13 protein-coding genes are annotated in these 15,048 nt (G+C 42.2%); 7 read left to right on the top strand and 6 right to left on the bottom strand.

Annotation, left to right across the window (positions count from 1 at the left end):
* Window positions 1-94: 94 nt before the first annotated feature.
* Window positions 95-1,144, top strand: a complete 1,050-nt coding sequence (locus tag GN277_RS20620) for a TylF/MycF/NovP-related O-methyltransferase (protein WP_159753156.1) — start codon at window positions 95-97, stop codon at window positions 1,142-1,144.
* 113 nt (window positions 1,145-1,257) lie between these two features.
* Here the strand turns inward: GN277_RS20620 and GN277_RS20625 are convergent, their stop codons facing one another.
* From GN277_RS20625 to GN277_RS20645, 5 genes are all read right to left on the bottom strand, one after another.
* Window positions 1,258-1,746 carry a superoxide dismutase family protein gene (locus GN277_RS20625; protein ID WP_159753158.1) on the bottom strand — a complete coding sequence of 163 codons (489 nt, stop codon included), beginning with the start codon at window positions 1,744-1,746 and terminating at the stop codon, window positions 1,258-1,260.
* 101 nt (window positions 1,747-1,847) lie between these two features.
* Complete coding sequence (locus GN277_RS20630; RefSeq protein WP_159753160.1) at window positions 1,848-2,798, bottom strand: ArsR/SmtB family transcription factor; 951 nt, start codon at window positions 2,796-2,798, stop codon at window positions 1,848-1,850.
* Between the two features lie 28 nt (window positions 2,799-2,826).
* Window positions 2,827-3,615: an ABC transporter permease gene (locus tag GN277_RS20635; RefSeq protein ID WP_159753162.1), complete on the bottom strand. Its 789-nt coding sequence runs from the start codon at window positions 3,613-3,615 to the stop codon at window positions 2,827-2,829.
* Entirely contained in the window at window positions 3,560-4,648 is a 1,089-nt protein-coding gene (locus GN277_RS20640; protein WP_159753164.1) for an ABC transporter ATP-binding protein, read from the bottom strand. The genes GN277_RS20635 and GN277_RS20640 overlap by 56 nt, the downstream gene beginning before the upstream one ends.
* A 16-nt stretch (window positions 4,649-4,664) precedes the next feature.
* Entirely contained in the window at window positions 4,665-5,471 is an 807-nt protein-coding gene (locus GN277_RS20645; RefSeq protein WP_159753166.1) for an ABC transporter permease, read from the bottom strand.
* 244 nt (window positions 5,472-5,715) lie between these two features.
* Here GN277_RS20645 and GN277_RS20650 point away from each other — a divergent pair, with 244 nt between their 5' ends.
* From GN277_RS20650 to GN277_RS20665, 5 genes are all read left to right on the top strand, one after another.
* Entirely contained in the window at window positions 5,716-6,435 is a 720-nt protein-coding gene (locus GN277_RS20650) for a LytR/AlgR family response regulator transcription factor (protein WP_159753168.1), read from the top strand.
* Window positions 6,436-6,683: 248 nt separating this feature from the next.
* Window positions 6,684-7,730, top strand: coding sequence for an ATP-binding protein (locus GN277_RS20655; RefSeq protein WP_204162768.1), 1,047 nt, complete (start codon window positions 6,684-6,686; stop codon window positions 7,728-7,730).
* Window positions 7,731-7,878: 148 nt separating this feature from the next.
* Window positions 7,879-8,049 carry a hypothetical protein gene (locus GN277_RS29535; RefSeq protein ID WP_204162769.1) on the top strand — a complete coding sequence of 57 codons (171 nt, stop codon included), beginning with the start codon at window positions 7,879-7,881 and terminating at the stop codon, window positions 8,047-8,049.
* A gap of 1 nt (window position 8,050) precedes the next feature.
* Entirely contained in the window at window positions 8,051-8,758 is a 708-nt protein-coding gene (locus GN277_RS20660; RefSeq protein WP_159753172.1) for an ATP-binding cassette domain-containing protein, read from the top strand.
* Entirely contained in the window at window positions 8,742-9,881 is a 1,140-nt protein-coding gene (locus GN277_RS20665; protein WP_159753174.1) for a hypothetical protein, read from the top strand. The genes GN277_RS20660 and GN277_RS20665 overlap by 17 nt, the downstream gene beginning before the upstream one ends.
* Here the strand turns inward: GN277_RS20665 and GN277_RS20670 are convergent.
* Window positions 9,878-13,021: a hybrid sensor histidine kinase/response regulator gene (locus GN277_RS20670; RefSeq protein WP_159757001.1), complete on the bottom strand. Its 3,144-nt coding sequence runs from the start codon at window positions 13,019-13,021 to the stop codon at window positions 9,878-9,880. The two genes, GN277_RS20665 and GN277_RS20670, sit on opposite strands and share 4 nt — an antisense overlap.
* 466 nt (window positions 13,022-13,487) lie before the next feature.
* Here GN277_RS20670 and GN277_RS20675 point away from each other — a divergent pair, with 466 nt between their 5' ends.
* Entirely contained in the window at window positions 13,488-14,864 is a 1,377-nt protein-coding gene (locus tag GN277_RS20675; protein WP_159753176.1) for an IS66 family transposase, read from the top strand.
* The last annotated feature ends 184 nt before the right edge of the window (window positions 14,865-15,048 follow it).

Genomic DNA, 15,048 nt, shown 5'->3' on the forward strand with positions numbered 1-15,048 from the left:
CTATTTTGCATAAAAAGTACGGAAAATTCTTTGATTATGTAGAATTTACGTCGATTCATTAGATTTCTAAACTTAAAAAGAGAAGGTTGATTATATGAAGCTTGTTTTATGGGGGAGAGGCAGAGACTTTAATATTTTAATGATGGCTGCAAGCTGGAAGAAGGACGTACAGATTGTAGGTGTTATTCAGAGCGAGTGTAATGGAAACGAAGAATTTTTATGTGGAAATCAAAGATTTATTTTGTATAATAAAGATATTTTGGACACATTGGAATTTGACTATATCATAATTGCAAATTCACATTACAAAGATATAATTGTAAATAATCTTCATAAGAAATATATAAATCAGATGATTATTCCCTATGCATGCGATTGCCAAAATAAGGAAGCTGCAATAACCAAGATGCAGATGTTTGTTGACAATCCAAGAGATGTTGTTGTGAGACTATCAGGTTTGCACTGGGGATATGAGATACTGCCAATGCATTTTGATTTAAAAGATACCTCTGTATTATATGAACAAGATGTTTTTGTTGAGCTGGCCGACTATACAAGAGTTAGGACCACTGAACTAATTATTAAAGAATTAAAGGAAAATAATATAGACGGTGCAATGGCGGAAGTTGGGGTATTTAGAGGAAGGTATGCAAAGATTTTCAGCCATTATTTTCCAGAGAAAAGCTTATATTTATATGATACTTTTGAAGGCTTTGATTCAAAACAATTAGAAGATGAAATCAAAGAGAAACATGCGAATGTCACATGGGCGCAATTATTTTATAATACCAGCGAAGAACTTGTAAAGAATTATATTAAAAATGAAAAAAATACATTTATACGAAAAGGCTTTTTCCCAAATACGATCGAATTGAAAGAAAAAGATGATAAGTTTTGTTTGGTTTCTTTGGATGCAGATCTATATGAACCTATTTTAGAAGGATTACGTTTTTTTTATCCCAGACTGGTAACAGGAGGGTATATTTTAGTACACGATTATAACGGACTGGATATAATAGGTAATGAATATATCACCTTAGCAGGAGTCAAAAAAGCCATAAAAGATTATGAAAAAGAAATAGGGAAAGGTTTATGTAAAGTTCCTATTTCCGATATGAATGGTTCTGTTATTATAACCAAATGACATATTTAAACAGAAGGTTTTTGGAAAATGAATGACAGCGTCTGCATGGCATATAGATAAAATTATGCCGTGCAGACGCTGTCATTCATTCTAATATCTCTATTTTACAACTCTCAATCCCTACGGCAAAAATCTGGACTCCAGCTAACAATCTCCCCACATGCAATCATTTCCCCCGCATCCCCCGAAGGCTGGCTGTGAAAATCATCCGCATTCTCATGTATAATAACCGTACGTCCAATCACATCCTCCGGATAAAAGCGGCTTGTATAAACTGCCATCCATGCTGTTCCATTGTTACTTAATAATGGCGGGAGGTCACCGTCATGTTCCGGATGTGGGAAAACTCCTGGGTTATAATGTCCTTTAGCATCAGCAAATTCATTCTGTACATTTCCAGAACATGTGCCGCCTTCATGGATATGAAAGCCATGGAAGCCACCATTGTTCTCTCCTCTTTTTTGTGGCAGGCCGTAAACAGTCGCCACCACCACTGTTCCTCCATATGTATCATAAAAGGCAGCCCGCCCTTTAATATCCGGATATTTCTTACTTCCTTTGATTACTGCATAAGCTGCAGGATTTTCCTTGATATCTATCATACGCCATCACACTCCTCCCATCATCTTATGCAACTCAAAGTTCAATTATTCCATCCATTTATTCCGCCCCATTGCAAGTTAGGGCCATTTTTATCGACAGGTCACATCATCATTTCATAAAATGTATACGGAATAAAATCAATCCTTTCCGTAAGAAAATGATACTCTACATAATGCCCCTTCATAGACTTACGAACCAGCCCCGCCTGATTCAAAATCCTCAGATGCTTCGACACGCCTGCCTCACTTATCCCCATTTTCAGAGAAATCTCCTGCGTAGTAAGCGTCCCCTGCATCAACAGCTTAATAATCTTAAGCCGCGTATGATCGCCTAAAGCCTTAAATACCAGAACACAATGATTGGGAATATCATCCTCTGCCTGCTCGGTCAGAACCTCCTTTACCATCTCCAATTCCCCATCCCCCTTATACAGCCAGAGATGGGGATTCACAAACGTACTTGCCATAGCGTAGATTCTACGGACATGCGCTTTTTGATAGCGATATTCCCTGTCTTTGCGAAACACCAGACAATCCCCCTCCACCAACAGACGTGGATGAATACCTTCACACCACCTCCAGATGCCAAGCCTCCTACACACTTCCCTCTCCTTCTGCATAATGCGCGCCAGGTAGGGTCTAAGCAGCCTCTCCTCCCTCATAAAAACTCGTTCATAGTATTCCTTTATCACCCTAATTACAGCATCCCGTCCGTCAATTTCCATCCTTTGTCCAGTATATTCTATCATATCGTTCCATTGGTAAATGTTCATCTTCTGCAAATTGGAAATCAACTCCTCAATCTCCATCTGCCGCATCTGACTCCACTTGGGGCCATCAATTACAAACAGCCATTTCGCCGTAGCCTCGTTCAGATCTATGATACTCTTTACCAAATCCGGCTCTTTCTCGCTGATTCGCTTTGCCCACCTCCTCTGGTACAAATGATGCTCCGAATCGGCAAGGACATGCATGGAAAAAAACATTTCCCACACAGGAAGATAAACAAAAACAACCTCTACATTATCATCCTCAAATTTGTCTAAAACCATGATATCCCCCGTTTCTTCAAAGAAAACCTTAATAAAATTGAAGCTTTCCTGTTTCCCTATTATGCTTCTCCACCTTATCGAGCAAATATTTCGTGATAAACAGCATGACAGCCAGACAAATAATAAGCCCCGCCAGGCTAACGAACACATCATTATCCTGTTTTTGAAGCCCCAGAATAAAACGAATCATATTCAGGCAATAGGTCAGTGGAAAAAATAATGAAATCACCTTTGCCCATTGGGGAAAACAACTGACAGGTATCCTTGTCCCTGCAAATAAGGTCATGGGAGCGTCGAATAAATCCATCAGAATCGAAGCATCCCTGGAAAACAGAAATACAGCGTTCAGCATTCCCCCCCAGACGGTAGACGCTGCTAACAAAAGCATAAGAAACAGCGGCAAAAGCGCCAAGTTATCCCATCTCAGTGTTTTCGTATAGAATAGCACAAAGATGCAAAAGCAGCAAAACATCCACACTTCCTGCAAAAGCGCCCCCAATGCCTTTCCGTAAACCATAGCCAATCTGTTCGCCGGAGTCAAAAATGCGATTTCCAGGGTTCCGTTCTTTCTCTCTTGATTCGACATGGACCATGCATTCTGCACCATTGACCAGAAGCAGGTGTAAGCCATAAATCCAGTCCCCAGAAAAGCCAATAACTCCCTTCCCTGTGCCTCAAACGGCCGATACGTATAGTAGATTTCCCAAAAACCTAAAATGGGCCATACAAGTAATGAAAAGTACACAAAATAGGAATGATAATCATTCTGCTGTTGTTTTTTTATCTCCGCCTTCATTACTAACAGACTCTTTCTCATACTTTTCCTCCCTCGACTGACTTATAATTTTCATCAATATTTCTTCCAGATTCGGTTCATGAATACTTAAGTTCTGAATCTGGATTTGCTGTTCAAATAATACATTTAGGACGTCTGACCAGTCCTTGGATGTCCCGCTTATGTGAAGCACCCGCTCCAGTCCATTTTCAATCCGAATCTGGTCATGAAAATGCTCTCTCAACTCGTTTAGTATTGCCATATTGTTGTCCAAATATGCCCCGTTCATAGATTGAGATGGGGCCTCTGATGATATCACGACAGACAATTCCGGCTGATACATAAATAATTCCTTTAATTCTTCCTTCGTTCCCTGGGCAATCACCTCTCCTTTATCCAGCACATAGATGTAATCGCATAACTCCTCTGCCTCACTGATATAATGTGTGGTCAACAGCACTCCTTTTCCCCGCTCTTTTGCCAGTTTTGAAATAAGCTCTCTGATTTCCTTTGCAATCATAATATCAAGCCCAAGAGTCGGTTCGTCCAGGAATATATACTGTGGGCCATTAATAAGCCCTCTGGCAATCTGGAGGCGCTGCTTCATCCCTTTTGAATACCGCTCTACAGGGATATCCTGGGCATTTTCCAAACCAACGATACCGATTAAATGAGAGATACGCTCATTTAACTCCTTTCCGCTCAATCCGTATAAGCTTCCAAAATATCTTAGATTCTCCCTTGCAGTAAGTCTCCAATACAGATTTCGTTCGCCTCCTGAAATAACATTGATACGCTCCTTCACCCACAAATGATTCGTAACCGCATCCACTCCATCCATTGTCAAGACTCCGGAGGTAGGCGTAATAAGAGATGCCAGCATCCTGATTGTCGTCGTCTTTCCAGCGCCGTTAATACCTAGAACACCAATGATTTTCCCTTTGGGTATCTCCAGCGTAATATTTCGTACCGCATGAACTGTCCTTTTTGTTTTTCTCTGAAACAGCCTCTTTTTTTCATATAATATATAATCCTTCACTAAATTCCTTGCCTGAATCTTTTCTTCTGGTTCCATCACAAAGCCTCCCGCCTTATCCAAATATACTCTCTATCATCCTTCGTTCCAGACTTTTATTCCACAGCAGCCCTACCGCCAAATAGATTCCTGAAAGAACAAAGACATGTAAAATAAGCCAGATATTATCCACCATATACTGACGCCCTATGACGATATTCCGAAACAAGGTTACCGCCGGGGTTAATGGAAATATTTGCGCAAAACACTGTACCCACCTTGGTAAATACTGAATCGGATATGCGATTCCACAAATCAGGCTCATCGTAATAAACAGCGTATTCTGTGTGATGTATGTATCCCGTGTATACAGCATAATTCCTGACAAAAAAATCCCCATGCAGAAAAAGCCAAATACTGCCAAAAGAATTGACAAAAAAGCGCTTAAGGATAATAGAGCGCGCAGCTTAGCGCCCAGAGCTACCCCGGCCAATATTACCGTCACGAATTCGATTAACGCTCTTGTTGTCTGTTCTAACAGACAACCCAGGAAATATAAATTACGGGATGCCGGCGCAAGAAGCAACATTTCCAGCGTTCCTTCTCTCAATTCTGTAATAAGCGCTCTCCCTATATTCATCAGGGTTGACACCGCAAGTACATTCAAAGCAGACCCCAGGACAATATAGGTCATATAATCTGCGCCGTCTGCATATTGGCTAAATTCACTGTTAAGATTTCCCTTCATAAAATAAACATAGATAAAATAAGGAAAGACAATCTGCGTGACTCCGGTTGTAACCCTGGACACCATGAAGGACCACGGGACTGCCCGCAGTATCCCGATCCGGATTTTTTTATACGTGGACCAAATTACTCTCATACTTTCACTCCCATTTCTTACACTAGCAGACCACCTCTGCACGTTCGGTTATGGATTATCCATCCGGTTAATCTTTCTCATTTTCCCTTAAGGTGGAGACATTATAGAGAAAGACTCATTTTTTGTCAATCCCATTTTTCATTATATTTCTAAATGAATGACATCTATTGCCAAATCAGTCGATAAAATGGTAAAATACTCTGGAAAGTTTATATTCACGTTGTCAATACCAGGAGGTGATGCTATGTTACGCATAGCGGTTTGCGATGACGACAAAGCGGCCGTCCAAGCCCATACAGAAATTACAGAAAGTTGTCTAAAGCAATGTGAGAGCGCCGGCAAAATAGATACTTATACCTCTAGCGAGGCTCTGCTTTATGATATTACCAAGGATGGTTTTTATTTTGATTTGATTCTTCTGGATATAGAAATGCCAGAAAGTACGGGCATGGAAATTGCAGAGAAAATCAAGCCTTATCTTCCTAATGTGAAAATTATCTTCATTACCTCGCACATTGAATATGCTATAGATGCTTTTGAATTGTCCATTTTTCGATATGTGCCAAAAGATGATATAGATAAACGGCTTCCCCCCGCTATTCTGGACGCCGTTAAGCTGCTTGAGCTAGAAGATGGAAAATCCTATACAATACAAACAAATAGCCGTCTTGAAAAAATCCCTTACAGAGGCATTTACTATATAGAGAGGGACGGAAAAAATGCGGCTATTACAACTGCCGGCAAAGTATCTAAGGTACGAAAAAGCTTACAGCAAGTATATGACGAGCTTGGGGCAGACGAATTCATTTACATTGACCGAGGCTGTATCGTGAATATGATTCACATTATGCAGATAAAAAATGGTACGGCAGTATTAAAGAACGGTAAGGTTCTTCCTATCAGCCGCTCTCACTTACAAGAGGTGAAGGAAATGATTAACAGTTATTGGGGGATGCATATATGAAAGTCCTCTTTATCCTATTCTCAAATATTATGTCAGCAGATGTGAGAATTTTCGTATGCCTGTTCCTGATTCACCGGTTCCTGTCAGCAAAAAAGCCTGACAGGAAACACATTTGCTTTATATTCGCTGGAATCGCTGTTATTTCTGCCGCTCTGTCCCTATTACAGTGCTCCCCCCAATGCAGCATAATATTAGAAATCCTGTGGATTGCTGTCTGCGCCAGCCACTTTCAAGGCGCAGATACCCGAATGAGCCTGTTTATCGGAATTTTTTATGAGATAGCAGTTTCCTTTTGGCTATTCCTGGCTGCTGCGTGGGCAGGCGTATTATTCCATGCCCCCAGTTTTCTTGATTATAATACCAGAAACGGTCAAATTACCCTCTGGCTGCTTCATATACTTTTGGTTGCTTTTGCGCTCTGTCTCAATAAGCATCCGAATATAGATAGAAAAGAAGGGGTTCGTTTGGGCGCGATGATTGCTCTCACAGGATTCCTTGCAGTTGTAACCTTATCACAGCAGTCCATTCTCCTGATTCCAAATGATACTGTCTATATGTGGACGATTTTATCCGTCCTTTTGATGATGTCTGTTCTTGTATTTAATATGAACCGTCAATATGAGGTGGAAAAGGAATTTGCACTGTTAAAATCCCACCAGGCAGAGTTGTTAGAACAAAACTACACTACATTGAATCATGCCTATTCCATCAACGCCAAGTTGTTTCATGACTTTCATAACCATATCGGCGTGCTGCAGCAGCTCCTTACTCGCAGAAAATTTGATGAGGCCATACAATATCTGGAGGAGCTTAACGCTCCTGTACGGGAAATGGCCCACTCTATATGGACCGGTGACGAAACGCTGGATTACCTTATTAACAGCAAGGCCCAGGCCGCCGAAGCCAACGGCATACAGTACCAGGCACAGGTTGAGTTCCCCCGACACACAAACCTGGGAAGCGCTGATTTGTGTGCAATACTGGGAAACCTTTTAGATAACGCTTTGGAGGCAGCGGGACAGGCAGCGGAAAAAGAAGGACGGTTTATACGGCTTACGATTCGCCGTATCAATCAAATGTTGGTCATTAAGGTTGAAAACAGTTTTTCCTCCCATCCTGTTGTAAAAGACGGTATTCTGAAAACATCAAAAGAAGAAAATGGATTGCATGGATGGGGGCTGAAAAGCGCCCAAACTGCCGCCGAGAAATATGACGGAACGGTACAGACTTCTTATGCAGGCAATACATTTCGGGCTGTCGCGACTTTGTCCTTTCAAAGTGTTTCAATCGAATAACTTATTTCGGGCTGTAAAGTGTTTCAATCGCTTTACAGCTTTTTCGCGGTCAAAAACCTGCCATTTACAGACATTTTCGCACATAGCATTTTTCTTAGTTATAATACAAATACAATAAATCAAAGAACAATGCAAGGAGGTAATGATTATGCGGCATGTTTATATTCGAGGGATTATGGGTTTGATTTGGGTGGCAGCAACGATTGTAAGCGTCATGTCTGGTAATTTCATGATGGCTGTCCTCTATGTTATTTTGGGCGGTGCATTCTTTTTCTCTGCTTATAAGACATGGAAAAAAGATAATAAAGGGGGCAGGTAAAATGGAAAGACCTCTCTTGACTATTAAGAATTTGAGCGCATGGTATAACAGTAAGAAAATGGTTCTGTCTGACTTTTCGTTAGAGCTTGCCGAACATGAAGTGGTAGGACTGATTGGGCTGAACGGCGCCGGCAAAACCACATTTCTCAAAGTATTATCCGGCATGCTGACTTCCTTTTACTCTAATGGCATCTGGCTTTATGACCGCCATGTCAATCTGAGAGAACAGGATTTCAAATTCTGCCGCTATACCGTATTCGCCGAGGACAATTCCTTTCAGTATTTCACATTTCGTGAATACCTGTCCTACGTCTTCTCTGCTTATAGAAAGGAATTGCCAGATGTATCAGAACTGCTACGTGGATTTCATTTTGAAAATTATACGGATGTTCTTTTAAAGGATTTGTCAACCGGCAATCATAAAAAAGTATTTTTGATTACTGCCTTTGCACTAAAGCCGACGCTGCTTCTCCTTGACGAGCCGGTCAATGGATTGGATTTTCAAAGCACTGAATACTTATATCAGCAGATTGCTGGATACAAAAAATACGGAACTGTCCTATTTTCTTCTCATATTTTGGAAAGTATTACCCTTACTTCTGACCGGATATTCATCCTAGAGGACGGCAAAATCCGGCAGACATTTGAATGCGGACAAATAGACGCCGCTAATATTCGGGAGGCTCTGCGCTATGAAAATGACCTTTAAGGCTTTTGCCAAAAAACTGTTTGGAGTAAACTATGACCGATTGATAAGAACCTTTTTCATCTATCTAATCATATTCTGGGGATTATTTATTGCTGATTTAAGGATGCAGATTGCACCGTTTATTCTGTATTTGATGGTAAGCGCCTTTACCGCCGGTATGATGTGGCAGGCCCTTTCATCAGCGGACAATGCCGCTAATATGCAGAATATGTTTATGCTTCCCTTTGACAGCCGGAAATTTGTTTTTTCCTATACTGCCGCATTAGGCGCCTATATTCTTCTAACAAAGACAGCGGCGCTTCTGACGGTCGTATTAGCCGTATCAAAACGGAGCATTTTAGAAATCCTTGGAAGTATTCTCTGCGCGGTAAATGCAGTCCTTATGACTGCTGCTGCTTATTCATTAAAGAAATATTTGTATGCGGTTGGGTTTTGGGGAGCCGGCCTGATTGCTGTTATTCTATTTTGGGGAAATAGTCCCTGGTTTATGCCGTTTCTGGTTGTCAACAGCGCTCTTGCAGTTCTTCTATTATATGGAGCGGATGCCTATTCTTTTTATCTGTTGGACTCCAAAAACAGCCACGCAGTAAAGAGCTGGAAACATCATTCTGTATGGAGGTATCTTCTTCGATACTTAATTTGCCACAAAAACTATATGATGAACACAGTAGTCCTATGGTGCGCAGCCTGTGTATTACCCTTGTTTTTCAAACAGACAGAAGGTCAGTTCATTGCTCCAATTGGTTTTGCTATTCTCTCCCTGAATACGCCTATTTGTATCCTGTTATCCTGTGATCCGTCTCTTTTACAGGCGGTCCACTTTCTTCCTAATCAAGAGAAGGCATTTTGCATCCCTTACGCTTTGTTCATCTTTGTATGCAACATGTCCGCAGATATGATTTTCCTTTGCAGCCTGCAAATACAAAACGGCGGTGTGACCGTCTTCACGATAATAACCGCCGTTTGCTTTGCTATATTAAGCTCCATTAGCTCTGTCCTGCTGGAATGGTTTTACCCCATTAAGAGCTGGAAAATCGAAAATGATTTATGGCACCATCCGCGAAAATATGTTGTTCCTGTGGTTATGCTCTTACTTGCAGCAGCTTTAGGGACATTGCCCTAAGCCAAAATCTTTTCCAACACTCCAAACAGAAGCCCCACGTCAATGGGCTTGGCAATATGCCCGTTCATCCCGCTCTTAAGCGCCTCCTGCTTATCCTCCTCAAATGCGTTGGCGGTCATGGCAATGATGGGTATATTAGCCAGCTCACACTCATTAAGCTTCCGTATTGTCCTTGCCGCCTCATAGCCGTTCATGTTGGGCATCTGAATATCCATGAGAATCAACTGATAATATCCCACTCCCGCGTTTCTTAGCATATCCACAGCCTTCTGGCCGTCTTCTGCAACCTCCACAGTAAATCCTGCTTCCTCCAGAATAACCTCGGCAATCTCCTGGTTCAGCTCATTATCCTCTGCCAATAGAATCCGTCCTGTATGGCATTTTGCCTGCTCCTGCGACACTCTCTCCATGCTCACTTCTTTTGAATGAACCAGGGTGTACAGACACCGTCTTAACTCTGACAAAAACATGGGTTTATCGCAGAATGCCATGACTCCAGCCTCTCTCGCTTCTTCCTCAATCTCTGCCCAGTCATAGGCAGTCATCAAAATAATCGATACGTTCTCACCCATCTCCTTGCGAATCCGCCGTGCCACCTCGACGCCGTTCATATCCGGCAGCATCCAGTCAATGATATATACGCTGTAAATATCATTGCGCATAACCGCCTGATGGGTACGCAGAATTGCCTCTTTTCCTGATAACGTCCACTCGGCACGCATACCAATCTGCTCCAGCATATAAGATACGCTGTCACAGCTATCGAAATTATCATCTACCACCAGCGCCCGAAGTCCCTTCAATTCCGGAATATCCTGAGGTTCTTTTTCTTTGGAGGGCAGGCGGAAGGTAAACGACACCGTAATCTCTGTTCCCACGTTCAGCTCGCTCTTAACAGAAATGGAGCCGTTCATCATATCCACAATATTTTTGGTAATCGCCATTCCAAGTCCGGTTCCCTGGATTCTGCTAATCGTGGAATTCCTCTCTCTCTCAAAAGGCTCGAAAATATGCTCCACAAACTCCCGGCTCATGCCGATTCCGTTATCCTTAATGTTAAATTCATAATTCGCGCTGCCCTTAGGTGCGCCTGGTCTTTCCGTAATCCTCAGACTGATAATTCCACCTGGTCCCGAATATTTTACTGCATTGCTCATCAAATTCAAAAGCACCTGATTCAGCCGAAGTTTATCACAGAAAATCTCCTCGTCAAACACATCCACTGTGTCAATGTACAACTCCAACTGCTTTGCGTGGATATCTGCCTGCAGGATGTTGCGCAGCCCATGCAAAATCTCTGGAAGGCTGCATTTCTTCTCATCCAGACGAATCTTTCCGCTCTCAATACGGCTCATATCCAGCACATCATTGATTAAGCTAAGCAAATGGTTTCCTGACGTCATAATCTTCTGCAGATATTCCTCCACCCGTTCCCTGTGGGCAATATGGGTAATTGCCAGGGCAGTAAAACCAACGATAGCATTCATCGGAGTGCGTATATCATGAGACATATTAGACAGGAAAACACTCTTTGCCTTGCTGGCCCTGTTGGCCTGCATCAGTGCATCCTCCAGCAGATTCTTCTGCTCCATGGCCTCCCGAATCTCACCGTCCACATTGCGGAAGCCCATAACAATTCCTTGGCTCTCCTCCCATGAACCCGTACGTACAACCTTCATCTGGAAATATTTCTCCTTGCCCTTCCAGATGACACGATGATTTACAAAATACATCCCTTTTTCCGCCAGCTGCTTTTTCAGGTTCTCCCGTGAGGACTCCTGCCGGAGCATATCTCGGTCCTCTTGGCAGACATAATCTTTTATGTAACGCTCCATACTTTCTTCCATGGAAATCTCGCCATGGAAAACAGAATCAAACATCTCCTTATGTTCCTTTGAACCCTGAAGTGGAATTCCCATTCCTGTATTGAGGTCAAAATAACACACTCTGTTATAATCAATACTTAAAGCCTGAACCAACTCCTGATTATGCTGCTCCTTCTTCTCCTCCTCCAGCTTCTGCTTTGTACAATCTAAAAGGAAACGCTGATAGAATTCTTCTCCATTTTCCTTCAAAAGCTTGATATTTCCCATCACATGCAGAAGCTTTCCATCTTTATGCCTTACGCGGTATTCCACACTGGCGCTGTCCCCTTCTTTCTTAAGGGAGGTGATACTATCCCGAAGCTTAGGCTTATCCTCGTCCAACACAGAGTCCGCAACCATACGAAACCCTGCCTCCATCATCTCCTCCTGGGATTCATATCCCAAAATATTAAGGGCAGCCCTGTTGATACTGACGATGTTGGAGCCGTCCACAGTATGGCACAGGATTCCGCAGTCCATGGTCGTAAACACAGTCTCCAGTGTACGGTTCTTCTCTACGATCTCCTTCTCATAAGCGCGCTCCTGGGTCACGTCGATTGCAACGCCTACCGTCCCCATCACGCTTCCATCAAGATCATACAAGGGTGACTTATATGTAGTAAGAAGCCGCGTACCCTCTCCTGTCATGATGGTCTCCTCAGAAACACAGGTCTGCCGCCTGCTCATGACCTCCCGTTCAGACTCGATACATGCCGGATCATCCGCCTCTACATCCCAGATATAGGCATGACCTCGTCCCTCTACCTGTTCCTTTGTCTTATTCACAGTCCTGCAAAAACTGTCATTTACCTTCTCGTGGATTCCGTCCTTGTCCTTATACCATATCAGGTTGGGAACATTGTTGATCGTAGCCTCGAAAAACTGGCTGGTCTGCCAGTAATCCTTCTCCATCTTCTGCTCATACTGTAACTTCTGAAAACGAAACTTCGCCTCCGCGTCCGACATCGGCATCACCCAAACGTCGCACACCTCTCCCAAACTATCTTCTATCGTCAATATCTGCTCTTTGCTCGCAAGCAGGATAAGACGGGCTTCTGTCTTTTTACCGGCAAGCAAAGCCTGCAATGTCCTTTTGCAGTCCTTCTCCATAAGGTTCGCCAGGATTATATCTGCCCTGGCAGTCTGTTCTGAGTCCAATTCCTCACTTTCATAAAACTCATGTGTAAAGTGCTTAAACGGAAGTATTTCCTTCATACTCTCAAAGGCGCTACATGGACGACCTGTTAAATAGAAACGTAAGCAGCAATAATACATGGTCTGTTCTCCCCTCTTAATTCTGCAAATATAACTCTGATGAATGCGGTACTCCCGTGTCAACACACGAAACTGATAGCTACGCATATTATATCTCATATTCTATCAACTGTTAAAATTTATGTCAATATGCATTATCGGACTAAGTCGGGCAGCTGTAACAGTTCAGCCTTGCGACTGGCAAAAGAGAGAAATTGAAAAAGTTTTTTCTTCTGATTATCCACATGGAAACACGTAATTTCACGAATTTAATTGCTTTGTGATTAGTATGTGGATAACTTTTGAACAACATGTCTGTTCAGAATCCCATTTTTCATAGTTTTTGTGACCGGTATTCCACAGAACCTCTGGAATACACAAAAATAATCCACCGTCATTTTGACGAACCTATTCTAAAGAGGATTTTTCTTTTCTATTCATTTCTGATAAACTATGGTTATCAGAAATGAACGGAAGGAGATGCCCCATGGGAAGAAAAAGCAACTATGAAAATGGAATGTACCAGCAGCTCATGGAAATCATGGGGCGTCTGGATACGGTTGAAAAAGAACACAAACAGGAAGTTGGGGAATTGAAAGCGGAAATCGCAGATTTAAAAGAAGAGAACCAGCTCTTACGTCAAGAAAACCGACTGCTTAAAGACGATAATGCACGTCTGAAAAGTATTATCAATCATGACAGCTCCAATACTTCCCTTCCACCATCTACCGATCAAAAAGGCGGAAAACCTGCAAATACCTATAACGGAAGAAAGAAAACAAAACGTAAAGCAGGCGGACAAAAAGGGCATAAAGGAACAACGCTTACAAAAGCAGAGATAGAAGTAAAAATTGCTTCCGGCAAATGCAGACATGAAGTAAAAATGATTGGTAATGCAGCCGGACAGAAATACGTCACAAAATATGTGGTTGATCTAGCTGTGGAACCGATGATTACAGAAATCCGTATCTATGCAGATAAAGAAGGGGTTTTACACATTCCAAAAGAATACCGCAGTGATGTTACCTATGGAGCAAATGTAAAAGCGCTGGCTGTATCCCTGTATAGTGAAGGGGTTATGTCAAACGACAGGATTGCTTCTTTTTTAAATGCAGCCGGTAACGGAGAACTCGAATTATCAGAAGGGAGCGTCTATGGATTTTGCAAAAAACTGGCGTCGGTTTCTCAAACAAGCATTTCAAATTTGGAAAACGAACTGTTGAACCAAAAAGTTGTTGCAACCGATGCCACAGTGGTAACAGTAAATGGGAAACAGAATTATATCCGGAATTTCAGCATAAAAAACAGCGTGGTATACCATGCCATGGGCGGCAAATCCATAGAAGCACTGAAGGGACTGTATTTTTTGAAACACTATACAGGGATTCTTCTCCATGACCATGAAACCGCATTGTACCACTTTGGCACGGATCACGCAGAATGCAATGTCCACATCATCCGTTATCTCCGAAAAAATACGGAGGAAACAGGGAATGCATGGTCCGGGGAGATGAGTGCGCTCCTGTGTGAAATGAATCGGGAACGGAAAGAATTACTAGGGCAGGGGTTCCCATCATTTCCGCCTGCAATCCTAAGGGAATATGAAGAAAAATATTTTTCCCTGATACGAAAAGGAGAGGCAGAAAATAAAACGACCAGACATAAATATGCGAAAAAAGAGGAAAAGACATTACTTAACCGTATGGATAAATACAGTCATAACCATCTTTTATTCTTGCATGATTTTTCCGTGCCCTTTGATGACAATATTTCGGAACGAGATTTACGGAAAGCAAAAATCGCCAGAAAATGGCTGGAGGTTTTCGCAAGGAAAGCGGCAGTGAAATGTACTGTTCCATTATGACAGTCATAGAAACCCTTAAGAAAAGGAAAATGGGGATTATAGAAAATATAAAAATGTTATTTATGGGCACACCGGCTATATTTTAGCCGGTGTAATACCCGTTAGGTCAATCGCAAGGCTGAACTGTTACGGGCAGCTTTGCTTAGATATTGCTTTCTTATTTTTTTATATGTGATATAATGTA

Source organism: Sporofaciens musculi (assembly GCF_009830285.1).
GTDB classification, from domain to species: domain Bacteria; phylum Bacillota; class Clostridia; order Lachnospirales; family Lachnospiraceae; genus Sporofaciens; species Sporofaciens musculi.